This window comes from Lysobacter brunescens (assembly GCF_042677005.1).
Lineage (GTDB): Bacteria > Pseudomonadota > Gammaproteobacteria > Xanthomonadales > Xanthomonadaceae > Lysobacter_I > Lysobacter_I brunescens.
In genome coordinates this window covers 345504-371182 of sequence record NZ_JBHTIF010000001.1, presented here as the reverse complement: position 1 = coordinate 371182, position 25679 = coordinate 345504, and the positions used below count along the sequence as shown (strand labels likewise).

At 69.4% G+C, this 25679-nt stretch carries 19 protein-coding genes and 1 riboswitch; of the genes, 14 read left to right on the top strand and 5 right to left on the bottom strand.

Features of this window, described 5'->3' with window-relative positions:
* Position 1: 1 nt before the first annotated feature.
* From prpF to bfr, 4 genes are all read left to right on the top strand, one after another.
* Positions 2-1216 carry a 2-methylaconitate cis-trans isomerase PrpF gene (gene prpF, locus ACFQ0E_RS01595; RefSeq protein ID WP_386821953.1) on the top strand — a complete coding sequence of 405 codons (1215 nt, stop codon included), beginning with the start codon at positions 2-4 and terminating at the stop codon, positions 1214-1216.
* Positions 1217-1334: 118 nt separating this feature from the next.
* Positions 1335-1952 carry an RNA pyrophosphohydrolase gene (locus ACFQ0E_RS01590; RefSeq protein ID WP_386821952.1) on the top strand — a complete coding sequence of 206 codons (618 nt, stop codon included), beginning with the start codon at positions 1335-1337 and terminating at the stop codon, positions 1950-1952.
* A 58-nt stretch (positions 1953-2010) separates the two neighbouring features.
* Positions 2011-2208: a (2Fe-2S)-binding protein gene (locus ACFQ0E_RS01585; RefSeq protein WP_386821951.1), complete on the top strand. Its 198-nt coding sequence runs from the start codon at positions 2011-2013 to the stop codon at positions 2206-2208.
* Between the two features lie 113 nt (positions 2209-2321).
* Positions 2322-2792, top strand: a complete 471-nt coding sequence (gene bfr / locus ACFQ0E_RS01580; protein WP_137852897.1) for a bacterioferritin — start codon at positions 2322-2324, stop codon at positions 2790-2792.
* A gap of 85 nt (positions 2793-2877) precedes the next feature.
* Here the strand turns inward: bfr and ACFQ0E_RS01575 are convergent, their stop codons facing one another.
* The 3 genes from ACFQ0E_RS01575 to ACFQ0E_RS01565 all read right to left on the bottom strand — a co-directional run bounded on the left by ACFQ0E_RS01575 (position 2878) and on the right by ACFQ0E_RS01565 (position 8511).
* Positions 2878-5769, bottom strand: coding sequence for a hybrid sensor histidine kinase/response regulator (locus ACFQ0E_RS01575; RefSeq protein WP_386821950.1), 2892 nt, complete (start codon positions 5767-5769; stop codon positions 2878-2880).
* Between the two features lie 172 nt (positions 5770-5941).
* Positions 5942-7804, bottom strand: coding sequence for an EAL domain-containing protein (locus ACFQ0E_RS01570; RefSeq protein WP_386821949.1), 1863 nt, complete (start codon positions 7802-7804; stop codon positions 5942-5944).
* Positions 7805-7929: 125 nt separating this feature from the next.
* Positions 7930-8511, bottom strand: coding sequence for a DUF4126 domain-containing protein (locus ACFQ0E_RS01565; protein WP_386821948.1), 582 nt, complete (start codon positions 8509-8511; stop codon positions 7930-7932).
* A gap of 203 nt (positions 8512-8714) precedes the next feature.
* Here ACFQ0E_RS01565 and ACFQ0E_RS01560 point away from each other — a divergent pair, with 203 nt between their 5' ends.
* The 4 genes from ACFQ0E_RS01560 (at position 8715) to ACFQ0E_RS01545 (ending at position 12218) form a co-directional block, all read left to right on the top strand.
* Positions 8715-9908 carry a DUF6776 family protein gene (locus ACFQ0E_RS01560; protein ID WP_386821947.1) on the top strand — a complete coding sequence of 398 codons (1194 nt, stop codon included), beginning with the start codon at positions 8715-8717 and terminating at the stop codon, positions 9906-9908.
* An 86-nt stretch (positions 9909-9994) separates the two neighbouring features.
* A complete protein-coding gene (erpA, locus tag ACFQ0E_RS01555) occupies positions 9995-10366 on the top strand; it encodes an iron-sulfur cluster insertion protein ErpA (protein ID WP_137852894.1) in 372 nt (123 codons plus the stop codon).
* A gap of 8 nt (positions 10367-10374) precedes the next feature.
* Positions 10375-11301: an NAD(+) diphosphatase gene (gene nudC / locus ACFQ0E_RS01550; protein WP_386821946.1), complete on the top strand. Its 927-nt coding sequence runs from the start codon at positions 10375-10377 to the stop codon at positions 11299-11301.
* Positions 11302-11309: 8 nt separating this feature from the next.
* Positions 11310-12218: a hypothetical protein gene (locus tag ACFQ0E_RS01545; RefSeq protein ID WP_386821945.1), complete on the top strand. Its 909-nt coding sequence runs from the start codon at positions 11310-11312 to the stop codon at positions 12216-12218.
* 147 nt (positions 12219-12365) lie between these two features.
* Here the strand turns inward: ACFQ0E_RS01545 and metF are convergent, their stop codons facing one another.
* Positions 12366-13187 carry a methylenetetrahydrofolate reductase [NAD(P)H] gene (gene metF / locus ACFQ0E_RS01540; protein ID WP_386821944.1) on the bottom strand — a complete coding sequence of 274 codons (822 nt, stop codon included), beginning with the start codon at positions 13185-13187 and terminating at the stop codon, positions 12366-12368.
* Positions 13188-13333: 146 nt separating this feature from the next.
* On the opposite strand from metF, the gene ACFQ0E_RS01535 reads away from it, so the two are divergent.
* Both ACFQ0E_RS01535 and ACFQ0E_RS01530 read left to right on the top strand, forming a co-directional pair.
* Entirely contained in the window at positions 13334-13891 is a 558-nt protein-coding gene (locus tag ACFQ0E_RS01535) for a DUF3228 family protein (RefSeq protein WP_386821943.1), read from the top strand.
* Between the two features lie 90 nt (positions 13892-13981).
* Positions 13982-14929 (top strand): tetratricopeptide repeat protein, encoded by a 948-nt coding sequence (locus tag ACFQ0E_RS01530; RefSeq protein ID WP_386821942.1) that lies wholly within the window; start codon positions 13982-13984, stop codon positions 14927-14929.
* A 181-nt stretch (positions 14930-15110) separates the two neighbouring features.
* Here ACFQ0E_RS01530 and ahcY read toward each other — a convergent pair whose 3' ends face one another.
* Complete coding sequence (gene ahcY / locus ACFQ0E_RS01525; RefSeq protein ID WP_386821941.1) at positions 15111-16541, bottom strand: adenosylhomocysteinase; 1431 nt, start codon at positions 16539-16541, stop codon at positions 15111-15113.
* Positions 16542-16585: 44 nt separating this feature from the next.
* Positions 16586-16670, bottom strand: a riboswitch (S-adenosyl-L-homocysteine riboswitch).
* 255 nt (positions 16671-16925) lie between these two features.
* Here ahcY and ACFQ0E_RS01520 point away from each other — a divergent pair.
* From ACFQ0E_RS01520 to ACFQ0E_RS01505, 4 genes are all read left to right on the top strand, one after another.
* Positions 16926-17777 (top strand): hypothetical protein, encoded by an 852-nt coding sequence (locus ACFQ0E_RS01520; protein ID WP_386821940.1) that lies wholly within the window; start codon positions 16926-16928, stop codon positions 17775-17777.
* A 93-nt stretch (positions 17778-17870) separates the two neighbouring features.
* Positions 17871-22058: a patatin-like phospholipase family protein gene (locus ACFQ0E_RS01515; protein ID WP_386821939.1), complete on the top strand. Its 4188-nt coding sequence runs from the start codon at positions 17871-17873 to the stop codon at positions 22056-22058.
* 111 nt (positions 22059-22169) lie between these two features.
* Entirely contained in the window at positions 22170-24725 is a 2556-nt protein-coding gene (locus ACFQ0E_RS01510) for an alpha/beta hydrolase family protein (RefSeq protein ID WP_386821938.1), read from the top strand.
* Positions 24726-25359: 634 nt separating this feature from the next.
* Positions 25360-25566 carry a hypothetical protein gene (locus ACFQ0E_RS01505; RefSeq protein WP_386821937.1) on the top strand — a complete coding sequence of 69 codons (207 nt, stop codon included), beginning with the start codon at positions 25360-25362 and terminating at the stop codon, positions 25564-25566.
* The last annotated feature ends 113 nt before the right edge of the window (positions 25567-25679 follow it).

The following is a 25679-nucleotide window of genomic DNA, read 5'->3' as shown; positions in this document are numbered from 1 at the left end:
CATGACTCATCATCCGCAACGACATGCGCCTCAATTGAGGATTCCCGCCACCTACCTGCGCGGCGGCACGTCGAAGGGCGTGTTCTTCCGGCTCGATGACCTGCCGGCGGCGGCGCAGGTGCCCGGTACGGCGCGCGATGCGCTGCTGATGCGGGTCATCGGCAGCCCGGACCCGTACGCGAAGCACACCGACGGCATGGGTGGGGCGACGTCGAGCACCAGCAAGTGCGTGATCATCTCGAAGAGCACGCAGCCGGGTCACGATGTCGACTATCTGTACGGACAGATTGCGATCGACACCGCGTTCGTGGACTGGAGCGGCAACTGCGGCAACCTGTCGACGGCGGTGGGGCCCTTCGCGATCGCGAACGGGTTCATCGACAAGGCGCGCTTGCCTGAGAACGGCACGTTCCCGGTCCGCGTGTGGCAGGCGAACATCGGCAAGACCATTGTCTGCCACGTGCCGATCGCGAACGGCGAGGTGCAGGAAACCGGCGACTTCGAGCTGGACGGCGTGACCTTCCCGGCGGCGGAGATCGTGCTGGAGTTCATCGACCCGGCGGACGAGGGCGAAGGCGAGGGCGGTGGCTCGATGTTCCCGACCGGCAACCTCGTCGATGATCTGGAGGTTCCGGGCGTCGGCACGCTGAAGGCGACGATGATCAACGCCGGCATCCCGACCGTGTTCGTGAACGCGGCCGACATCGGCTACACCGGCACCGAGCTGCAGGACGCGATCAACGGCAATCCCGACGAGCTGGCGATGTTCGAGGCGATCCGCGCGCACGGCGCGGTGCTCATGGGGCTGATCAAGCACGTGTCCGAGGCGCCGAAGCGCCAGCACACGCCGAAGGTCGCGTTCGTCGCGCCGCCTGCCGATTACACGGCGTCGAGCGGCAAGCGCATCGCCGCCGGCGAGATCGACCTGCTGGTGCGCGCGCTGTCGATGGGCAAGCTGCACCACGCGATGATGGGCACGGCGGCGGTGGCGATCGGCACTGCGGCGGCGATCCCCGGCACCCTGGTCAGCGACGCAGCCGGCGGCGGCGCGCGCACGGCGGTGCGCTTCGGGCATCCCTCGGGGACGCTGCGTGTGGGCGCGGAAGCCGCGCAGGTCGACGGCCAGTGGGTGGTGCGCAAGGCGGTGATGAGCCGCAGCGCCCGCGTGCTGATGGAAGGCGCGGTGCGGGTGCCGGCGGACACGCTGCCGGGCTGAATCCGCGCTGCGGTGCGCACCTGAACGGAGGCGACCGGGTTCGGCTTGTCGTCGCCGGAAAGCCGTGGCAGAGTCGGTCCCAGCGGCCCTCGTGGCCAACAGAGCAGGAGTCCGCATCGTGATCGATCCGGACGGTTATCGACCGAATGTCGCGATAGTCCTCATGCACCCGGATGGCCGGGTGTTCTGGGCGCGCCGTATCCGCCGCGACGGCTGGCAGTTCCCGCAGGGCGGGATGAACAGCGACGAGACGCCCACCGAGGCGATGTATCGCGAGCTGCGCGAAGAGACCGGGCTGCTGCCCGAGCATGTCGACGTGCTGGGCTCGACGCCGGGCTGGCTCCGGTACCGCCTGCCGCCCCGAGCCGTCCGCCGGCATGAGCGCATGGTCTGCATCGGCCAGAAACAGGTCTGGTTCCTGCTCCGGTTCACCGGCGAGGAGAGCGACCTCAAGCTGGACCTGACCGATTCCCCCGAGTTCGACCACTGGCGCTGGGTGGATTTCTGGTACCCGCTGGAGCACGTGGTCAACTTCAAGCGCTCGGTCTATGCCGATGCCCTGCGGCACCTGGCGCCATTCGCCCGGCAGGTGGCCGGTGCCCAGGCGATCCCGCCGATGAGCCTGGAGCCCCGGCGCTGGTCGCGCTTCGGCGGTCGTCGCCGGCCGCCGGGTCCGCGGAGTGCGGGCGGGCCGGGCGCAGGAGCGGGTTCCGGCTCCGAGTCCGGCCAGAATTGACAATCATTCTCATCCGTGGCGAAATGAGAACCGTTCCCACAGGACCGGTCCTTCCGCCATGTACGTTTGCCTCTGCAACGGCGTCACCGAACGAGACATCCGCCAGACCGCGCACAATGGCTGCCGCACCATGGCGGAGCTGACGATGCGCACCGGCTGCGGCGCGGGCTGCGGCAGCTGTGTATGCATGGCCACCGCGATCCTGGACGAAGTGCACGGCACTGCCGAGTCCGCTGCGGTCGCCAACGCGGCCTGATCCTTCCGGGCGGTGCGCCACGCGGCCACTCGCGCAATCGCACACGATTCGCATTCCTTCATCGTTTTTCGATCGCGGCTACAGTACCGGCCTGTTTGCAACGGAGGCCGGACATGAAGGGCAACCCCAAGACCATCGAATTCCTCAACAAGGCGCTCTTCAACGAGCTGACCGCGATCAACCAGTATTTCCTTCACGCGAAGATGCTGAAGAACTGGGGCCTGAAGGAACTGGCCGAGCACGAGTACCACGAGTCGATCGACGAGATGAAGCATGCCGACAAGCTGTCGGACCGCATCCTCTTCCTCGACGGCCTGCCGAACTTCCAGGCGCTGGGCAAGCTGCGCATCGGCGAGAACCCCAAGGAACTGCTTGAGTGCGATCTCGCGCTGGAATACGAAGCAGTGCCGCTGCTGCGCGAGGCGATCGCGCACTGCGAGCAGGTCGGCGATTACGTCAGCCGCCAGCTGTTCGCCGACATCCTCGACTCCGAGGAAGAGCACATCGACTGGATCGAGACCCAGCTGTCGCTGATCGAGCGCCTGGGCGAGCAGAACTACCTGCTGACCAAGATCGAGAGCTGATCGCGCGATTCATCGCTCCGGCGAACGAAGCAAAGAAAAAGGCGACCGCGAGGTCGCCTTTTTCGTGGGCGCATCCCGGCCGGCTTCAGCCCGTGGATGCCTGCGACATGCTCGCGCGCAGCGCCGCACGGGCGCGGGCGAACTCGTTGGCGATCATCGCCACCGCCACGGCCGGGCGCTCGAGCGTGCCCATGCGCGCGCCGAGTTCGACGCGCTTGGCGGCGTTGGACAGCGACATCGCGCCGAGGTTGGCGCTGGACGACTTGAGCGTGTGCGCCGCGTTGCGCAGGCCGTCCATGTCCGGACCTGCAGCGGCGGTTTCGAGCGCGGCGATGATCGTCGGCGTGTCGTCGAGGAAGACCTCGATCAGGCGATCGACTTCGCCGCCGAGGATGCTGCGCAGTTCGTCCAGCACCGAGGGGTCGAGGACCGGAGCGGGCGGTTCGGCCGGGGTGGCGGCGGGCTTGGCGGGAGGCGTGGTGTTCACGAAAGGATTGGTCGGGAGGTGCGAACGGGTGGCCGCCGCCTGGAGCGTGGCGTCGGGCGATGATGCCGTGGCTGGCGGGTGCGCCGCCACGGGTGCAGCCGGCGGCGGCACGAAGATCGGTGCGGGCGCAGCGGGAATGGCCTGGGGCGACGGCGGCGCGGCGACGGGCGTCGGCGTGATGGCTGCAGGCGGTGCGGCGGGCACGGCACGCGGTGCGAGCGAGGGGCGGGCTGGCGGAGCCGCGGGCTGCGATGTGGCTGGCTGTGGCGCGGCCGGTGCCGGCGTCTGCAGCGGCGCCGCGACGGGAGCGGGTGGCTGGATCGATGTCGGCGCGGGCGTCGGAGCGGGCGGAGGCGCTGGAGTAGGCACTGGGGCGGGAGCCGGAGCAGGAGCAGGCGCAGGCGCCGCTACCGCCACCGGAGCAGGGATCGGTTCCGGCGCGGCCGGCGCCGCAACCGGTGCAGGCGCTGCAGCGGGTTCCGGTGCCGGTTCGGGCGAGGGCGGTGTCGCGTGCTCAGTGGCGTGCTCTGCCGGGTGCTGGGACGAGATCTGGTGCCAGTGGAACAGGCAGCGTTCGAGTTCGCCACGCGTCACCGGCTTGGCCAGGTAGTCGTCCATGCCCGCATCCAGGCACTTCTGGCGGTCGCCGGCCATGGCATTGGCGGTCATCGCCACGATCGGCAGGCGGCGACCGCCGGTCACGGCCTCGTGCTCGCGCCAGCGGCGTGTGGCGGTGTAGCCGTCCATCACCGGCATCTGGCAGTCCATCAGCACCAGGTCGTAGCGCGATGCGGACATCCGCAGCAGGGCGGCCTCGCCGTTGGTGGCGCTGTCGCAGTGGGTGCCGAGCACGCTCAGCAGGCGCTGGCCGACCATCAGGTTGACCGGATTGTCCTCGACCAGCAGCACACGCATCGGGCGCGCCGGCTCGGGCTCGACAGGCGGCGACGCGGCCTCGGCGGCTGCGGCGACAGGGGCGGCGGTTTCGCCCTCCTGCGCGTGCATCGGGGCTTCGCCGAGCGGCGTCTCGAGGGCGAATTCGCCGACGGTCGGCTGCGGCGCGGTGTCGACCGTGCCCAGCAGCGCGGCGCGCAGGTCGGCGTCGGGCGAATGCCGCTGCAAGAGCGTCGCGCTCATCAGCAGCTCTTCCGGCGCCGGTTCGTCGCCGAGCAGGCCGATGAGCCGGACCTGGCCGTAGGTGTTCTGGCGTTCGAGATTGCGCTGCAGCGCGACGGCGGTGCTGCGCACGCTGGCGAGGTCGGCGATCACCGCCGTGTAGACCCATTCGCCGCCCTGGTTGGCGGCCGAGCGCAGGCGTTCCAGCGCCTCCTGGGTGGTTTCGACCGTGGTGATGCGCAGCCCCCAGTTCGGCAGGAGCATGCTCAGGCGCAGGCGCAGGCGCTGGTCGCCGGTGAGCAGCAGGACGCGGCCGCCGGTGTTCTCCACGGGCTTGTGGGCGATGATGTCGCCCTGCACCTTGAGCATCGGCACTTCGAACCAGAACAGCGCGCCCTGGCCGGCCTCGGATTCCACGCCGATGCGTCCGCCCATGAGGTCGACGATGCGCTTGGAGATCGCCAGGCCCAGGCCGGTGCCGCCGTAGAGGCGCGTGGTGGAGGCGTCGGCCTGGCTGAAGGCCTGGAAGAGGCGTTCCTGCGCGGCCAGCGGGATGCCGATGCCGGTGTCGCGGACCTCGAAGCGCAGCTGGTGCTGCGCGCTGGTCTCGCCGATCTTGCGCACGTTCAGGCTGACGCTGCCGCGCTCGGTGAACTTCACCGCATTGCTGATCAGGTTGGTCAGCACCTGGCGCAGGCGCACCGAGTCGCCGCGTACCGGCAGGCGCACCGAGGGATCGATCTGCAGGGTCAGGCGCAGGCCCTTGCCCTGGGCCGGGCGCTCCATCAGCTGGATGACCGATTCGAGCGTCTCGCGCAGGTTGAAGGTGGTGGATTCGAGCTGGAGCTTGGAGGCTTCGAGCTTCGAGTAATCGAGGATGTCGTCGACGATGCGCAGCATCTGCTGGGCGGAGAGGTAGGCGGTGTGCACCATCTCGGCCTGGTCGACGGCCAGGCGGTTGCTCATCAGCAGGTCGAGCATCGGGATGATGCCGTTGAGCGGGGTGCGGATCTCGTGGCTCATCGTGGCCAGGAACTCGCCCTTGGCCATCACCGCCGATTCTGCGTCCTGCTTGGCCTGGCGCAGCTGCTGTTCGAGCTGGTTGCGGCGCTGCAGTTCGAGCTGCAGTTCGCTGCGCTCGGCGTCGTTGCGCTCGGCGATTTCGGAAGCCTCGCGCATGTGCCGCTCGTAGTTGCGCGATGCGTAGGCCAGGTAGCCGACGATGACGGCGGTGGCGGCGGCGAGGGCGAGGCTGGTCACCCGGAAGGTGTCGGTGCCGTTGAGGACATCGGCGATCAGCGCGAGAAACGCGCCCGTGGCGGTGGCGATGGCCACCCACCGGAAGATCAGCAGCGAGGGTTTCGGCTCGTTCAAGATCGGGGTACCTGCGTTGCGAACGAAGGACCGCGCCGTGGCTCCCCCCTGGACCGCGGCGCGCCGGCCCGACGCGCCACGATCGGCACGCCGGAAGAGGGATGATGCCCCAGCCCGACCCGGCTTGACCAGCGACGGGGCCCGCAGGGGCCGCGTCCCGCCGGGCTGGCGTTTACAGCAGCGAGTGCTGGAAGTCGAAATCCATGGACTGGTTGGCGCGCTGCACCAGGTCGCCCTGGATGAAGTCGATGCCGCTCAGCCAGAGGGTCGCGGCGGTCTGCGGGTCCTCCACGTGCTGGCCGATGACCTGCAGGCCGAGTTGGTGGGCACGCTCGATCAGCAGCTTCATCTCGTCCTGCACCGCCTGCTGGTCGATCTTGTGGGCATAGTGCGACGACAGGCGCACGTAGCTCAGCGGCAGCTGCGAGAGCAGGGCGTCCGCTTCGGGATTGGACTGGAACTGGCTCAGGCACAGGCGCACGCCCGCAGCCATCATCTGCTGGCAGAACTCGCGGACGATCATCGAGTGCAGCTGGGCCTCGCTCAGGCGCACGTCGACGACCAGCAGGTCGCCCGCGATGTCGAGCTTCTTCAGCGAATCGAGCAGCCAGTGCGCGTAGCCCTCCTGGCCCAGGCTGCGCGCCGACTGCGGCACGAACAGGCGCGCGCGCCTGCCGCCGACCGGCTGCTCGCCGAGGATCGCGATCGCCCGGCTCATGACGCGGCGGTCGATCTCGTGCACCAGCCCGGCACGCTCGGCCAGCGGCACGATCTCTGCGGCGGTATGCAGCTGGCCGCTGCCGTCGCGCAGGCGCACGAGCGTCTGGTACTGCTCGTGGTCGCCGCCGACCACCGAGACGATCGGCTGGAAGGCCAGCTCCAGGCGCTCGTTCTTGAGCGCTTCCTGCAGCTGCGACAGCAGGTTCGCGGCATGCTCGGACACCGCTTCGGACGGCGGCCGGTAGGCGGCGATGCCGACCGGATCGTTGCGCGCTGCGCGCAGCGCCTCTTCGGCGGCGGCCAGCGCGGCGCCGGCATCGCTGAAGCCGTGCGCCAGGTCGACGTAGCCGACGCAGGCGCGCAGGCGCAGGGTGTCGCTGCCGATCTGCAGCTGGCGGCCGGTGAAGGTGTCGCGCAGCTGGCGTGCCCACAGCATGTGGCGGTCCGGCGGCAGGCCGGGCCAGTAGACGACGAAGGTGTTGTCGTTGAGGCGCGCCGCAGGACGTTCGCCGGAGACTTCGCCGATCAGGCGGCCGGCTTCGGACAGCACGGCGTCCAGCGCGGCGTAGCCATAGTGGTCGCGCAGCGCCGAGGTGCCTTCGATCACGACGAAATGCACCGCGCCGACGGTCTGTGTCGGGAACGCCTGCGTCAGCTGCTGCAGCATGAAGGTGCGGGTGAGCAGGCCGGTGGTCGGATGCCGGCGGACTTCCTGTTCGCGCTGCTGCTTGAGCGCGCGCGCGCGGCGGACGCGGTTCTGCACGGCGGCGATGAGGTGGCGCGGGCGCACCGGCTTGCTGAGGTAGTCGTCGGCGCCGCTGTCGAGCACTTCCAGGTGGCTTTCCGGATCGGTGTCGCCGGTGAGGAACACCACCGGGATGTGCGCGTACGCGACATCGCTGCGGATCTGCGCGGTCAGCTCGGTGCCGCTCATGCCGGGCATGTGCAGGTCCATCAGCACCAGGTCGGGCTGCAGGCGGGCGAGCATCGACATCGTGTCGCTGGCCAGCGGCACCACTTCCGCTTCCATGCCCGCGCCGCGCAGGACGCCCTGGGCGAACAGCGCCTGGCTGCGGTCGTCCTCGACGATCAGCACGCGGTACGGTGGTTCGCCCTGTTCGGTCGGCACCACCTTCGGCGCTGGCGCGACTGCGGCTTCGGCCTCGGGCGGAGCGGTGGTCAGGGCTTCGGTCGGCGGCGACGCGTCGCCGCACCAGCGGCGCCAGTAACCGCTGGGCGGATACTCGGCGCGGGCCTGCGCGCCGCTGCGCGCGGCGGAACCGGATGACGGGCGCTCGTTGGCTGCGAAAGACATCGTGACTCCCTGCGAATCCCTGCATTATGCGGGTTCGTTCCGCGATGGGAAGCGGCTGCGGCGCAGCGGATGCGGTTCGTCATCCGGTTGGTCCCGGCGAGGCGCCGTCGCCGGGCGATCCGGGTTCAGGTCGAGAGCAGCCGCGAGACCCCGCGATAGACCTTGCGGCACACCCACCAGACCACCAGCGCCACGCTCAGGCCGACCAGCACGACCACGCCCAGGGCGATCCACGGATAGCTCCAGGCCAGGGCCAGGCCGCCGACCACGGCGGTGTCCTCGGCGACCGAGGCGGTCCAGTTGCTCAGCGGTTCCGGCGACGTGTTGATCATCGCGCGGGTGCCCGATTTCAGCGTGTGGCTGACCAGTGCGGCGCCGGCGCCCGCAGCGAGCATGCCGGCCCCCAGCTCGCCGTCGGGCGAGATCGCGGCGGCGGCCAGGAAGGCGCCGGCGGGCACGCGGAGCAGGGTGTGCAGCAGGTCCCAGCCGGTGTCGACGCCGGGAATCTTGTCCGCGAAGAACTCGGCCAGGGCCAGTGCGCCGGACGTGCCGAGCACCCAGGGCGAGGTCGTCGCTTCCAGCGCGGGGGGCAGGTCCAGCCATCCCATGACCCCGGCGATGCCGACGCCGAAGACGGTGAGATAGACCCGCACGCCGGCCAGCCAGGCCAGCAGGATGCCGACGACGAACACATGGGCTTCGGTCATGACGCGTTTCCCCCGGAACAGGCGTGCCTGCGGCCGGTGCGGCAGCAGCGGGCCCAGTATCGGTCAGGAAGCTGGCTGATCGCTTAAGACCCGGAGCCGACGACGACGAGCGGACGCGCGTCCGGTCGGGCCGAACCCGGCCGATGCCGCCAATCCGGCCGTCCGTCACCCAGCCGCCGGCGGACAGACGGTAGGATGTGGGGATGACCGAGACTCCCGACAGCGTCGGCCCGGCGTCCCCCGCCACCGACACGCCCGAGGCCGCGCCTGCCGTGCGCGCGCTGCTCGACCGTGCCTTGTCGGACGGCGAAGCGGCTGGCCAGGCGCGCGGCAAGGCCGGCAAGCGGCGGCGCAAGCGTCGCGGCGGACAGGCCGAGCGGACGATGCCGTCCGTCGAATCGATTGCCGAGGACGCTCCGGACACCGCCGAAACGGCGGTCGAGACACCGGACATCCAGGCATCCGATACCCGGTCCGACGCCCGCATCGACTTCGACGCCCCGATCGTCGTCGATACGCCGCAGGCATCGCCGCCATCGCCGGTCCCGTCGATCTACGACACCTGGACCGTGGTCGGCGCCTCCGGCGGTGACTGGAATGGCGGCGGCCAGGCCGGCGATGTCCCACCGACCGACGGCGCCGCGCCGGGGACGCCCAGCGCCGAGGCCCCGCGCGCGGGTGGGGCGGGCGGCAGATCCGGTGGCGGCCACCTGTTCGATCCGCACCTGCACGCGGGCGGCCACCACTGGGTCTACGTCGCGCTGGCGGTGTTCCTGATCGCGTTGGGGTTCGGGCTGTGGGGCGCGTGGACGACCTTCTTCTCCGCCGACGCCGACAGCCGCAGCGCCTCTGCGCTGCGCGCGCGCAACGACCGCCTGACCCAGGAAGTGTCGACGCTGCGCCGCTCGGACCAGATCAGCCGCGAGGCCAATCGCGACCTCGAGCGCACGCTCGCCGAGCGCGACGAGGAGATCGCCGGCCTGCGTGCCGACATCGCCTTCTACGAGCGTTTCGTGGGCGCCACTGGCCAGCGTCGCGGGCTGAGCGTGCACGACCTGGACATGCGCCTGCAGAGCGGCGACGTGTGGCAGTTCACCGCCACGCTCACCCAGAACCTCAACCGCGGCGCGGTGAACACCGGTCGCCTCACCCTGGGCATCGAGGGCACGCGCAACGATCGCCTGGAGAAGCTCGCCTGGTCGGGCCTGCGCAAGCTGAACAACGCGCCGGGGCTGGAATACTCCTTCAAGTATTTCCAGCAGGTCGAAGGCGAGGTGATGCTGCCGGAGGGCTTCAAGCCGCTGCGCGTGACCGTGCGCCTGGTGCCCTCGGGCGGCAGCGCGGTCGAGCAGTCCTTCCCGTGGCCGGACACCATCCGCACCGGCGCGACGAACTGATCGCGCCTTGTCGATCGTTGGCGGGCGTGCCGGTGCGTTGCGACGGCGCGCTTGAACCGTCATCGCCCGGGCCCCATCCTGTGCGCATGGATACCCAGACCGCCACGCCCTCCGCGCCCGATGCCGCGGCGCCCCTGATCGACTTCACTGCCGCCGCTGCCGCCAAGGTGCGCGAACTGATCGCCGAAGAAGGCAATCCCGCGCTGAAACTGCGGGTCTACATCCAGGGCGGCGGCTGTTCCGGCTTCCAGTATGGTTTCGAGTTCGACGAACAGCAGAACGAGGACGATTTCGCGGTCGCGACCGACGAGGTCACCCTGCTGGTCGACCCGCTGAGCCTGCAGTACCTGGTCGGCGCCCAGGTCGACTACACCGAAAGCCTGCACGGCTCGCAGTTCGTCATCCGCAATCCCAACGCGAAGACGACCTGCGGCTGCGGCAGCAGCTTCAGCGCCTGAGGCTCGCCGTGACCCCGGCGCCGCGTTTCGCCTTCGTCGAGGACGCGCTGGAGCGCGCCGACCATCTCCGCGACCAGGATGACGCGCTGCGCACGCTGTGGCGCAACGGGCGCGTGCTGCGCGTCGATGCGGAGGGCCGCACCTGCGTGGATGCGCAGGGCCTTCTGGACGCGCCGACCGGCATGACCCTCGGCGAGTTGCCGGACGAGGCTGTGTTCCTCGGCCTGCGCGGCGACGAGGCCTGGTTCGCGCTGGACATCGGCGAAGGCGCGCCCGGCCCGGTGTCGGCGCCGTTCGAGGCGCGCCCCGCCAGCGAGGGCCGCATCGACCTGCGCAGCGCCGCCACGCACTGGCCGGCATTCGACGCCACCGCCTTCGCGCAGGCCCGCGCGGTGCTGCACTGGCGCCGTCGCCACCGCTTCTGCGGCGCCTGCGGCGGAGCCCTGCGTCCGACGCGTGGCGGCTGGCAGGGGCATTGCGATGCCTGCGGCCTCGATCACTATCCGCGCACCGATCCTGCAGTGATTGTTGCCGTCACCGACGGCGAGCGCCTGCTGCTCGGGCGTCAGGCCAGCTGGCCGGCGCGTCGTTATTCCACGCTCGCCGGTTTCGTCGAGCCCGGCGAAACACTCGAACAGACCGTCGCCCGCGAAGTCATGGAGGAATCCGGCGTTCGCGTGCGCACGTCGCGCTATCTCGGCTCGCAGCCGTGGCCGTTCCCGTCGTCGCTGATGCTGGGCTTCGTGGCTGACGCCGAGCCCGATCCGCCGCAGGCCGCCGACGAACTCGAGGACGCGCGCTGGTTCACCCGCGACGAGGTCGGCGCCGCGCTGCGCGGCGAGACGAAGGATGAAGGCTTGCTGCTGTCGCCGTCGGTGTCGATCTCGCGCTGGCTGATCGAAGCGTGGCACGCCGGGGTTGCGGTCGCGGAGTAGACTCGGGCATGGCCGCCACCCTGATCGCCGTGATCTTCGCCCTCGCGCTGGGCCATCTCGCGCCCGGGCTTGCCGGCCTGGTGCGGCGCCATGACCTCTACACGCATTGGCTGCGCTGGCTGTCAGGCCTGTTCCCGGCGCCCGGCGGCCTGTGGCACGGCCGCGCCGGTGTCCTGATCGGGCTGCTGCCGCCGCTCTTGCTCGTCGCGCTGCTGCAGTACGCCCTGCATTCGCCGCTGTTCGGCATCTTCGGCCTGCTGTTCGGCCTCGCGGTGCTGTTCGTCGCCTGGGGGCCTCGCGACCTCGACGCGGATGTCGCTGCTGTCATCGATGCCGAACACGCCGACGCGCGCCGCGAGGCCATCGTCCGCCTCGGCGCCGATCCCGCGCGCGGCGGCGAAGGCCCGGCGATGATCGAGGCGGTGTTCGCCAGCGCGCTGCGGCGTTGGTTCGGCGTGCTGTTCTGGTTCCTGCTGCTGGGCGCGACCGGCGCGCTGCTGTATCGCCTGGTGGCGTTGAGTGCGCAGGACGACAGCGGCGAAGCCCTCTCGCCGGCCGCCCGTGGCGCCGCGAAGCGCTTGCATGCGTTGCTCGACTGGCCGGTCGCGCAGGCGATGTCGCTGGCGCTGGCGCTGGTCGGCAACTTCGACACCGTGCTCGCCGCCTGGCGCGACGCCGGCGGCGCATCGCTGCGGCTCGACAACGCCTTCCTCGGCGCCGCCGGCCGCGCCAGCGTGCGCAGCGAAATTGCGGAAGAAACCTCGGAGCTCATCGAGGAGGGCGTGGCCCCCGGCAATGCCTGGGTGCAGCTCGGCGAGCTGCCGGAACTGCGTGACGCCATGAGCCTGGTCTGGCGTGTACTGCTGCTGTGGCTGGCGATCCTCGCCTTGTTTGTCGTGGCGGGTTGGGTGAGCTGACGCGCGCTTTGTAGGAGGGCCTTCAGGCCCGAGCTCTTGATCTTCGATAACGCAAAGAACTCGGGCCTGAAGGCCCTCCTACAAAAGCGTTGGGATGCTGAGCGGTCGCGACTTGCGTCGCTCCCACAAGAACAGGGTCGTGGCGCGTTACAGTCGCGCCAGCACCGACTGCGTGGGCTTGGCGAGGTTGAGCGTGTAGAAATGCAGTGACGGGGCGCCGCCGGCGACCAGCTTGCGGCACATGTCGGCGACGAGGTCGGCGGCGAACTCGCGGATGCCGTCGGCGTCGTCGCCCAGGGCCTGCATGCGCTTGCCGATCCAGCGCGGGATCTCGGCGCCGCAGGCGTCGGAGAAGCGCTTGAGCTGGCTGAAGTTCGAGATCGGCATGATGCCCGGCACGATCGGCACTTCGACGCCGAGCCTGCGCACGTCGTCGACGAAGCGGAAATAGGCGTCGGGGTTGTAGAAATACTGGGTGATCGCGGCATCGGCGCCGGCGTCGACCTTGGTCTTGAAGTTGCGCAGGTCGGCGAAGGCGTCGTCGGCCTGCGGATGCACTTCCGGATATGCGCCGACCTCGATGTGGAAATGATCGCCGTGTTCGTCACGGATGAACTTCACCAGGTCCGAGCCGTAGCGCAGGTCGCCCATGCGCGCCATGCCCGAGGGCAGGTCGCCGCGCAGCGCGACGAGGCGGGTGCAGCCGAGCGCGCGGTACAGGCGCAGCAGTTCGCGGATCTCCTCGCGGCTGCCGCCCATGCACGAGATGTGCGGCGCGGCGTCGAGGCCGTGGGTCTGGTGCAGGTGGCGCACGGTCTCGGAGGTGTAGCTCAGCGTGGAGCCGCCGGCGCCGAAGGTGCAGGAGACGTATTCCGGCGCGTAGGCCTTGAGCTTCGCCGCAGTGCGGTCGAGCAGGGCGCGCTGGTCGTCGGTCTTGGGCGGGTAGAACTCGAAGGAAATCGGGGTCATGACGGGCGTCCGGGCGGGTCGGGCGAGATTCTATCTCTTTATCGCGATGAAAGTAAAAATGTATACGCAGCCCGCTCCCCCGACCGGACAGCGGCCATGCCCGCGAACCGGTAGGCTGTCGGCCGTCTCAACCGCCGCCACCGCCGATGTCCATCGTCCTCACCCCGTTCGCCCGCCCCCGCCTGTTCCCCGCCGAGCCGCGCCGCAACACCATCCAGGACTGCACCGCCGAGCAGTTCGTCCAGCGCCTCAACGAGGAACCGCCGCTGGCCGTGCTCGACGGCTACGCACCGTTCTGCAAGCTGCACGTGCACCGCAACTGGACCTCCACGCGCTGCATGGCCATCCCGATCGACGACAGCAACCGCCACCTGCTGCGCAGCGGCTACGACGCGCGCAGCCGCGAGGAACTGCCGGTGCTGGTGCGCTGGTTTGAAGGCATCGACCCGCCGGTCGCCAACTACCTGATCCCGATCCTCTACGACCGCGAACAGATGGCGAAGGAAGGCACGCCGATCGACGCCGACTGGGGCATCGTCGGCTGCCTGTACACGATGACCCCCGAGGAAACCCCGCTCGCCCCGATCACGATGATGCGCAATGCGCTGGGCGTGGAAGAGGGCGGCTCCGGCGTGCCGATCGACCGCGAGGCGTATCGGCGCAGCGTCGCGTTCTGGGACGTGCATGCGAACTGGAAGGCATGAGCGGCTGCATGCAAGCGAAGATCGCCTGATGTAGAGCGGGTCGGAGACCCGCTGCACCATAATGACCGCATCGAACGCCGACCCTTTCGCATGTTCAAGAAACCTCTGCATCACCGTGCCTACGCCGCCATCGATCGCGGCGATCTGCGAGAGGCCGCCCGACTGTTCGACACGTTGATCGAACGTTCCCCGAAAAACACGGCCTACCGCTACATGGCCGGTCTGGCGAGCAAATACCTGCGCGACTGGCCGACCAGCTTGCGCCACAATCTCGATGCGATCGCCCTGTCGGAGGAGATCGACGAAGCTGCGCACTGGAATGCCGCGATCGCAGCGATCGCCCTGCAGGACTGGGCCACGGCGCGCAGATTGTGGGAGGCGTGCGGCATCCGGGTGCCGGAAGGCGAAGGCCCGATCGTCCACGACTATGGCCTGGCCGTTGCCAGGCTGCACCCATGGCACGGTGGCGAGACTCTGTGGATGCAGCGCATCGACCCGGTCCGTGGTCGCCTGCTCAACGTGCCGTTGCCGGAGAGCGGCCACCGCTACGGCGACATCGTGCTGCACGACGGGGCTTCAACCGGCCATCGCTCCAGCGGAGGGCACGATTACCCGGTCTTCAATGCCCTGGAGCGCGTGATTCCCTCGGACTTCCGCACTTTCGTGGTGTTCGTCCGCTGTCGCGCTGAAGCCGACATCGCGGCGCTGAGCGGGGCGAGCGCACCCGGGCTGGGCCTTCTGGAAGACTGGACTTCCAACCTGGTGAACTACTGCATGCGCTGCAGCTACGGCACGCCGCACCGTGATGCGGAGATGCACGATCGCGCGCATGAGGGTGACGACGATGGGCAGGGCTGGATGCAGGAGCGCACGCTCGGCATCGCAGCGCAGAGTCGGCAGACCGTGGACCATCTCCTAGATGCATGGCGTCAGGGCGGACGCGACAGGGAGGTGGATGCGATCGAGAGCCGTGAATGCGAGGTGCCGGCGCAGTCGACGGACCATGTCTGGTGGCGTGGTCCGGGCGACGACGAATGAGTCGAAAATCTGCGGACGACTTCGTCGATCCAGCCTGATCGGCAGGATGCTCGCAACGCTGGGTCGAAGAGTCAGCGGGTCTTCGACCCGCTCTACAATGGGGTCAGGATAGCGTGCCCGCAAACAACAACGGGCGCCGAGGCGCCCGTCGTGGTGAAGCATCGCGGATGACGCGTCGCGATCAGTAGCGGTAGTGGTCCGGCTTGTACGGGCCGGCCACGTCGACGCCGAGGTACTCGGCCTGTTCCTTGGTGAGCGTGGTCAGCTTCACGCCGATCTTCTCCAGGTGCAGGCGTGCGACTTCCTCGTCCAGCGCCTTCGGCAGGCGGTAGACGGTCTTCTCGTACGTGTCCTTGTTCGCCCACAGGTCGATCTGGGCGAGGGTCTGGTTCGCGAACGAGTTCGACATCACGAAGCTCGGGTGGCCGGTGGCACAGCCGAGGTTGACCAGGCGACCTTCGGCGAGCAGGAAGATCTCCTTGCCCGGGCCGATGATGTACTTGTCGACCTGCGGCTTGATGTTCACGCGCTTGGCGCTGGAGGCGTTCAGCGCATCGACCTGGATCTCGTTGTCGAAGTGGCCGATGTTGCAGACGATCGCCTGGTTCTTCATCTGCTGCATGTGCGACAGGGTGATCACGTCCTTGTTGCCGGTCGTGGTCACGTAGATGTCGGCGAGGCCGAGGGTGTCTTCGATGGTGTTGACCTCGAAGCCTTCCATCGCGGCCTGCAGGGCGCAGATCGGGTCGATCTCGGTGACGATGACACGGCAGCCGTAGGCGCGCAGCGAGTGCGCCGAACCCTTGCCGACGTCGCCGTAGCCGCAGACCACGGCGACCTTGCCGGCCAGCATCACGTCCATCGCGCGCTTGAGGCCGTCGGCCAGCGACTCGCGGCAGCCGTACAGGTTGTCGAACTTCGACTTGGTGACCGAGTCGTTGACGTTGATCGCGGGGACCAGCAGCTTGCCGGCTTCGGCGATCTGGTACAGGCGGTGCACGCCGGTGGTGGTCTCTTCGGAGACGCCCTTCCAGTCCTTGACGACGTTGGTCCAGAAGCCCGGGCGCTCCTTGGCGACGCGCTTGAGGAGGTTCTTGATGACCTGCTCCTCGTGCGAGCCCGACGGGGTGTTCACCCAGTCCGAACCCTGTTCGAGTTCATAGCCCTTGTGGATCAGCAGGGTCACGTCGCCGCCGTCGTCGACGACCAGCTCCGGGCCTTTGCCGCCCGGGAAAGTCACCGCGTCGAGGGTGCAGTCCCAGTACTCTTCCAGCGTCTCGCCCTTCCACGCGAACACCGGGGTGCCGGTGGCGGCGATGGCGGCGGCGGCGTGGTCCTGGGTCGAGAAGATGTTGCAGGACGCCCAGCGCACGTCGGCGCCGATGTCCTTCAGGGTCTCGATCAGCACGGCGGTCTGGATGGTCATGTGCAGCGAGCCGGTCACGCGCACGCCCTTGAGCGGCTTGGCGGTGGCGTGCTTGCGGCGGATCGACATCAGGCCCGGCATCTCGTGCTCGGCGATGTCGATTTCCTTGCGGCCCCAGTCGGCCAGCGAGATGTCGGCGACCTTGTAATCACCTTCGGTCGAGAAGGTCTTGGCGACAGCGTTCATGCGGTCGGTTCTCCGTTGAGTGCCCAACCCGTGGGGGGCGGGGCAGTGAACGGGCGCCGTTGGGACGGTTGGAGACCTCCGCCGAGCCTGATCCCGGGCTGTGCCGGGCTTGCAGCGCCCCTCGGCGGGGAGGGCGGCATTATATCGCCTGCTCGCGATGAAGCGATGAATGGGCGTCGGGCAGGCGACGGATGGCCGCGAAGCGCAAAGCCGCCGCCGGAGCGACCGCCTCCGGCCCGACGAGAGGTTGCCGCGATGCCGCTTCGATCCCGTTGGATGCGACAGGGGGCGCGCAAGATCGAGGTGCGCAGGCCAGTGCCCGCGCCACCCGGCCCCGGATCAGGGCCGGCCTCGCCCCGCCACCCTCCGCCAGCAGGAACGGCCATGCCCTCGACCCACATCGTCCATCTCAAGGATTACCTGGAGCGCATCGAGCGCTATCCGAACCGGAAGAACATGCTGACCATCGGCGATTCCTGGTTCCAGTACCCCCTGCGGACCTACTTCGACCTGCAGAGCGGGATCGCCGCCAACAGTCGGCTGGGCCGGCGCGCGAACATCCTCGACGACAGCGCCCCCGGCCGCGATGCCAGCCAGGTGAAGTCGAAGATCGGCCAGTGGCAGCGCATCGCGGCCGAGCTGCAGGCCCGGGGCAAGCCGTTCGCGGCGATCCTGCTGTCGCTCGGCGGCAACGACGTGATCGGCAAGGATTTCAGCAGGCATCTCAGTGTGGACGATGTCCTCGACGCCTCGCCCTGGCCCTGGACAGCACAGGTGCCCGAGGTGGCGCGGCGCTGGATCGATCTGACGGCGCTGGCGGCGACGTTCGCGACGATCAGGGCGAACTACATGCGCATCGTCGCGATGCGCGATGCATCCGCGCCCGGCGCGACGATCGTCGCCCACACCTACGCGGACGTGACCCCGATGGACAAGCCCTACACCTTCGGACTGCCGGGCCTGCGCGCCGGGCCGTGGATCTGGAAGTACGTGGCGCCGCTGGGGCTGACGTCCGCCGAGCAGAAGACCCTCGTGCGCTGGCTGCTGGAGAGCTTCCATGCGCTGCTGCAGGACATCCGCGCGAACAGTGCCGATCCGGAACGCTTCATCGTGCTCGACACCCGCCTGCAGCTGGCCGACACCGCGCTGTGGGACAACGAGATCCATCCGCTGGGGCCGGGGTTCGAGCAGCTCGTCGACGACGCCTGGATGCCGAGGCTGGATGCGCTGGTCTAGCCACCGCTGCCGCGCCACCGGCGGAGTACAGTCGGGCACGAGGAAGCGACATCCGGTGATCCGGACCCGTCATCGCGACAGGAGGAGGGACCCATGAGCACGACCGGCGACAACGCACGCGATCCGGAGGTTGCGGCCGCGACGGACACACCGCGCCCCTTCGCGGGCCGCATTTCCGATGCCGAGCACGATGCGCTGCGCGCCCGACGCGCGCGCAACGGCGACAGCGCCGACGACGGCACGCCGCTGATCGGCCTGGCCTTGTCCGGTGGCGGCATCCGCAGCGCGACGTTCTGCCTCGGCCTGCTCCGCGGGCTCGCGCAGCGCGGCCTGCTGAAACGCTTCGACTACCTGTCCACCGTGTCCGGTGGCGGCTACATCGGCGCGATGTTCGCGCGCCTGGTCAGCGTGCTCGGCATCGATCGCGCGCAGGCCCTGCTGGCGCGCAGCGATTCCATCCCGCTGTCGTGGCTGCGCCGCTACGGTCGCTACCTCGCGCCGATGGGCGCGCGCGACTTCGGCATCGGTATCGCCACCTACCTGCGCGCGATCATCGCCGTGCACATGGAATTCGCGATGATGGCGATGGTGGTCGGCCTTCTGGCCACGTCCGCCTACACGCTCGATGCCCAGGTCGGCGCGCTGGACGCCGGTGCGTGGTCGGGCTGGGGCAGCATCTGGTGGCCGCTGGCCGTGGCCAGCTGGCTGGCGGTCGCGCCGGGCCTGCTCGTCCTGTACTGGATGGTGCGGGTCGATGCGCGCACGCCGCGATCGCCGGTCCGGTCCACCGAGTCGCGCATCGACCAGCCTGCGCGCATCGGTGCCGTGGATGCGCTGTTGATCCTCGGTTCGGGAGCGCTCGGCATCAGTCTCGTCGCCGGCTGGGGCGAGGACTGGACAGACGCCGTCGGCGCGTGGTTCTCCGGTGGCGCGGGCGGTCGCTGGCCGGCGCTGCCCGGTCCGACCTGGTCGCTCGGCATCGGCATCGGCCTGGTCGGCATCGGTGCGGCCGGCGTGGCGGCGATGCTGCGCCTGACCCGCGCCCGCCGCGCGGGCGACCCGGTGTCGCTGCCGGCAGCGCGCAGGATCCTCACCGCCTGGCTGCGCGGCATCAACCTGATGGCGGTGGTGCTGGCTGCCCTGGGCCTGCTCGACTGGCTCAGCTGGGAGCTGCACAAGATCCTGTCGGCGTCGTACGCCGGGCTGTTCGGTGGCCTGGGCCTGGGCGGCGCGTTCCTGCTGGCGATCCGCTCGCTGTCGGAACCGCTGCAGCGGACCATCCAGTCCAGCCGCAGCGCCAGCGCCGACCTGCTGCCCAGGCTGGTCAACATCGCCGGCTACACGCTCGCGTTCGGCCTCGTGCTGCTGTGGACCACGCTGGTGCAGCACCTGATCTACGGCGGCTTCTCGCTCGGCGACTGCCAGCCCAGCCTGCCTGTGGCCGCCTGCGATGCGCTCGTGTCCAGCGCGGGCTGGCGCTGGCTGTTCGTGGCGCTGCTGCCGCTGGCGTGGTTCTTCGCCACCGGCTGGAACGCCGACAACGCGAACGCGTCGTCGCTGCACAACATGTACGCGGCGCGGCTGGCGCGCGCCTACCTCGGCGCGGCCAATGTCGAACGCTTCGGCGGCGAGGACGCGCTGCAGGCCAGCGCCGCCGACACCTCGCCCGAAGCGCTGTCCGATGTCACCGCCGTCGACGAATCCGACGACGTGCCGCTGCGTGCGCACCGTCCGACCGAGCAGGGTGGTCCGATCCATCTCATCAACGTCTGCCTCAACCAGACCCGCGGCCACCAGACCCGGCTGTACAACGCCGATCGCAAGGGCGTGCCGATGGTGCTCAGCGGCTACGGCATCGATGTCGGCCACAAGCCCTTGCCCGACGCGACGCTCGACGGCATCGGCGGGCTCGCGCGCTGGGTCGGCATCTCCGGCGCGGCGGCTTCGCCCGGCGCGGGCGTCAACACCACGCCCGGCTGGGCGGCGCTGCTGTTCCTCGCCGGCGCGCGCCTGGGCTACTGGCTCAACCTCGGCGACGCCTGGGCCGCGCTGGAACGCGGCATGGTCGCGCGCGCGCCGCGCTGGTGGGAGCTGCGCTTCGCCAAGATGCTGCGCCTGTACGCGGAATTCCGCGCCGCCTACGCCGGTCCGCTGGCGCCGGACTGGTATCTGTCCGATGGTGGTCATTTCGACAACACCGGCGTGCATCCGCTGCTGCAGCGCCAGCTCGACCTGATCGTGCTGGCCGACTGCGGCGCCGACCCGAAGTTCGAATACGCCGACCTGGAGAACCTGGTGCGCAAGGCGCGCATCGATTACGGCGCCGAGATCGAGTTCTACCGCGCCGAGGAAGCCAATCGCCGCTTCGGCCCGCCCGCCGGCGAGGGCGCGGCCGCGCGACTCGTCTATCTGTCGCCGCAGGAACTGGTCGACAACCACACTGCGCGCGGCGTGCTGCTGGCACGCATCCTCTACCGCGCCGATGCGCAGGGCCGCCGCCGCGAAGGCACGCTGCTGGTGTTCAAGCCGAACCTGCACGCGCTGCTGGACGTGGACATCCTCGCCTACGCGCGGCGTCGCCGCGATTTCCCGCAGCAGGGCACCGGCGACCAGTTCTTCGACGAAGCGCAGTGGGAGAGCTACCACCGCCTCGGCGAGGATTTCGGCACCGAACTGGGGGCCGCGATGCTGGCGCGCCTGCCCGGGTGGTCGCAGTCGGTCCTGCTGCCGCCGGACCGGCAATTGCGCATCGCCACGTCCAGCCTGAGCAAGCCGCACGATGAATCGCGGCCGTTCTGGAAACTGCAGACGCAGCAGGCCGCCGTCGGTGCGCTGTCGCTGGGCGCATTGGTCGCCGTGCTGATGCCGGTGTGGCAGGCCTTCGACGAGTGGCGCAGCGAACAGGCGCGCAACCGCGAGACCCTGGCGACGCTGCTCGACAAGGCCGAGGGCATCTTCCGCGTGGCCTCGCAGCGCACGCTGGAACAGCGCGCCTACGAGGCGATGATCGATGCGCTGTCGCCGTCGGGCACGGACATGGGCGCGGGCACCGATGACGCCGCGACCGCGCCGGCACGCTTCCGCGCGTTCGATGCGTATGCCGGCAGCGATCCGGTCGCAGGGCGGCTGCTGAAGGATCTCGCCGCCACGCTCGAACCGATGCGCGCGACGCTGCAGTCCGGGACGGTCGATGCCGCCGCGTTCGCGCAGCGCGTCGACGCACTGGCGAGCGTGCTGCGCCAGCGACGCCATGCCATGCCCGATCCCGCCAGCTACAGCGACCGCATGGCGATCGCGCGCTTCCGCCAGCTCAGCGATACCGTGCGTGGCGATGACAGCGACGTGCGCATCGCGAAAGCTTTCCTGGTCATGGCCGCCAAGACCTGCGGCAACCCCACCGACACGCATGTGCGGCCCGAAGTCCTCTGCGGCGAACTGCGCGGCAACGACACCCGCGACCTCGATCCGAGCGCGTACTGGGTGCGCCTGCGCGAAGACGAGCACCTCGATGCCGGCCCGACGCTGCGCTACGCCGTGGCCGAGCCGGTCGTCGCGCCGGTCGCCGCACGACTGCCCGTCGTGGCGGCGCAGGACAAGGGCACCACCACCGATGCCGTCGCATCGCAGGTGGTGACGCCGCCCATGCCGACCGCCGTGGTGAAGACCGATCCGTCGACATCGACCGACATCGCGGATGCCGCGACAGTCGCGACGGTCACGACGCCCGACCGCGATGTCGCGATGACCGAAACGCGTCGACTGGACCCGAGGCGGCTGAAGATCCTGCGGTCGGTGCCCGCATCGGTCGCCACCACGCCGGCCGCCACGATGCCTGCAGCCGCCCTGTCCGTCGCGCTGCCCGCCGATGCCTGGCCTGCGCGTCTGGCCAGAAGCTGCCCGGGATCGCGCAAGCAGCTGTTCGTCCACATCCACGAGGAGTCCGCGCGTGCGCCCCTCGCCGGGCTGGCCTGGGACAGCATCGCGGCGACCTTCCGCATGCAGGGCATCGAGAACGTCAGCATCACTTCGGCCGCACAGGGCCGCGAGGCGCCGCGGCCGCATCCGGTGCCGACCCTGCTCGTCCACGATCTCCGTCGCAATGGCGACTGCGCCGCCGCGCTCACCGAGTGGATCGCGACGCAATGGCCACAGCGCGACGCCTCGCTGGAGTTCCGCATCCGCGGCCTGCCGAGGGGCTACACCGGTCGCCCGGGCGTGATCGAACTGTGGTGGCCGCCACAGGACGCACAGGCCGGGATTGGCGCGAAGGGCGGGCCGTGAGTCGACCATGACCTGTGGCGGTTGACGCCCCGCGACGGCGCCCCGAACGATGGCGGGCTGGTCGATCCGACGACCGTCCGCCGTCGAACCCGTCGCAAGGAGTCCCTGCGCATGTCCCTTCGTTCCGTCCCGTCCCGGTCGCGTGTGCTGCGTCCGCTGCTCCTGCCGCTGCTGCTCGGCGCCGTGCTGGCTCTGCCGCCGGCCCTGGCCCAGCAGGCCGCTCCGGCCGCCACCCGGCAGGCCGCGCCCGCTGCGCCCGCCAATGGCTACCGCGAGCCCGTCGCCGAACTGAAGGCCATCGTCGATGCCCCGCGCGCGCCGCAGCCCTCGCTCAGCCCGCGCGGCGACCTGCTTGCGCTGCAGCAGATCCCCACGCTGCCGTCGATCGCCCTGGTCGCGCAGCCCGAACTCAAGCTGGCCGGCCTGCGCCTCAACCCGCGCAGCTATTCGCCCAGCCGCTTCACCTTCGGCACCGACCTGTGGCTGATGGACGTGGCCACCGGCAAGGAACAGCGCATCGACGGCCTGCCCAAGCCGCTGTCGATCGCCGGCATGTCCTGGTCGCCCGACCAGAAGCACATCGCGCTGAACCAGCAGGACCCCAACACCGGTGGCAACGAGCTGTGGCTGGTCGACGTGGGCGCGCGCAAGGCGCGCAAGCTGCTGGACCAGCCGCTCAACACCGTCACTGCCGGCATCCGCTGGATGCCCGACAGCAAGCGCCTGCTCGTCCACCTGCGCACGGGGCAGGGCGGTGCGCCCGCCGCCGACATCATCCCGACCGGGCCGAACGCCCAGGAAGCGCGCGGCGGCGGCGCGGTGCGCCAGCTGCGCACCTACCAGGACATGCTGCGCAGCGCGAGCGACGAACGCATCTTCGAACACTACCTGCACGTGCAGCCGGCCCTGGTGTCGCTGGACGGCAAGGTCCGCAACGTCGGCAAGCCCGGCCTGTACGTCGGCCTGAGCCCGTCGCCCGACGGCAAGCACCTGCTCTCGCAGCGTATCGAACGCCCGTATTCGTACGTCGTGCCGATGAATTTCTTCCCGCGCCGCATCGAAGTCACCGACCTCGACGGCAAGGTGCTGCATGAAGTCGCGAAGCTGCCGCTGTTCGAAGGCCTGCCCAGCGGCAACGACGCCACCACCACCGGCGTGCGCAGCGTGTCGTGGCGCAGCGATGCCCCGGCCACGCTGGTCTGGGCCGAGGCGCAGGACGGCGGCGACCCGGCGAAACAGGTCGAGATCCGCGACCACGTCTATCTGCAGGCCGCGCCGTTCGACAAGGCGCCGGTGCTGCTGGCCAAGCTCGGCACGCGCTACGCCGGCATCGACTGGGGGCGCGGCGATGTCGCCCTGCTCGGCGAATACTGGTGGAAGACGCGCAAGGTCAAGAGCTGGAAGATCGCGCCCGACGCGCCGCAGACCGCGCCGAAGCTGGTGTTCGACGGTTCCAGCGAAGACCGCTACAACGACCCCGGCAACCCGGTGAGCGAGCGCGACGAGAACGGCTTTGCGCGCCTGAAGTTCGCGCCCGACGGCAAGAGCATCTACCTGATCGGCGACGGCGCTTCGTCCGAAGGCGACCGCCCCTTCCTCGATCGCTGGAACCTCGACGACAACAGCAAGCAGCGCCTGTACCGCTCGGAAGCGCCGTACTACAGCGACGTGGTCGCCGTGCTCGACGCCAACGCCGACAAGGTGCTGATCACCCGCGAATCGCCGACCGAACCGAGCAACCTCTATCGTCTCGATCTCGCCGCCAAGGCCGCACCGGTCGCGCTCACCGCGTTTCCGCATCCCACGCCGCAGCTCAAGGACGTAAAGAAGGAGCAGATCCGCTACAAGCGCAAGGACGGCGTCGAACTCACCGCCAACCTGTTCCTGCCGCCGGGCTTCCAGCCGGGCCGCGACAAGCCGCTGCCGGTGCTGATGTGGGCCTATCCCGGCGAGTTCAAATCCGCCGAAGCTGCCTCGCAGGTCACCGGCTCGCCGTATCGCTTCAACGCGATCAGCTACTGGGGCCCGCATCCCTTCCTCGCGCGCGGCTTCGCCGTGCTCGACGACCCGTCGATGCCGATCGTCGGTGAAGGCGACAAGGAACCGAACGACACCTACCTGCCGCAGCTGATCGCCAGCGCAGAAGCCGCCGTCGACGAACTCGAACGTCGCGGCATCGGCGACCGCAACCGCATGGCCGTCGGTGGCCATTCCTACGGCGCGTTCATGACCGGCAACCTGCTCGCCCACACCCGCCTGTTCAAGGCCGGCATCGCCCGCAGCGGCGCCTACAACCGCACGCTCACCCCGTTCGGTTTCCAGGCCGAAGAGCGCAACTTCTGGGATGCACGCGACACCTACCAGACCATGTCGCCGTTCAACTACGCCAACCAGGTCAAGGATGCGCTGCTGATCATCCACGGCGAGGAAGACAACAACTCCGGCACCTTCCCGATCCAGAGCGAACGCATGTTCGCCGCGGTCAAGGGCCTCGGCGGCACCGCACGCCTGGTCATGCTGCCCAAGGAATCCCACGGCTACCGCGCCCGCGAATCCATCCTGCACATGCTCGCCGAAACCGACGCCTGGCTGGAGGAATTCGTGAAGAACCCCAAGCCCGCACAACCCGCCGCCGCACCCGCCAAGCCGGCTGAAGCGAAGAAGTAAGCGCACCCCGCGCGAACGCAACACGACAACGGCGCGTCCCACGGGGCGCGCCGTTTTCTTTGCTCCCCTCTCCCGCCGGGAGAGGGGTCGGGGGAGAGGGTCGGTGAAGCCGCGAGCGTCGAACACTCGCGCGCGTACCGAACCCTCATCCGGCCCTGCGGGCCACCTTCTCCCGGTGGGAGAAGGGAACAACAAAACATCGTCATCCTCGCGAAAGCGAGGACCCAGCTCACCGCCGCAACCATGCATGGCCCTCGCGCAAGCGAGGGCGACGAAGCACGCAGCCGCCGCGCTTGTCTCCTTCCCCCGCGCGCGGGGGAAGGCCGGGATGGGGGCGTTCGACTAATTCAACCCATCCCCACCCCGTCCCTCCCCTTGAAGGGGAGGGAGACAAGCGCGGCGCTTTGAAGCCCTCCCCTTCAAGGGGAGGGTTGGGTGGGGATGGGTTTCCGTTCTAAGCATCAAGCAGTGGCGAGAATGGCCTCGCCCCACGCACCGCAGCACGACAACCCACCCCCGACCGTCGTACCCTCGACCCGCCGCCAAGCAACGCGGCGCGGCAGGGGCGCGGCGCATGCGGGTCGCGCGCATGCCCTACACACGACCCGCATGCACACAGCCAAGGACGCCACGCATGAAGCACCGCCTCACCACCGGCCTCGTCGCCACCATCTTCGCCATCGGACTCGCCCTCGCGCCCCTCGCCCACGCACGCGACATCGTCAGCGACGACGTCGTCGGCATGGTCTGCGACGAAAGCACCGCCGGCACGATCGCCGACGACGGCTACAACGTCTACTACTGCGATGGACGGAACTGGATCCGGACTGGATCGATCTGATCTTGCTGCAGGGAACACCCGGCGGTTGTCGGGTGTTTTTGTGTTGGGGTGTGGGGGTGCTGTCAGATCTTGCAGGGTGGAGTGAAGCTTGGAGCGCAAGAGAATCTGTCGTT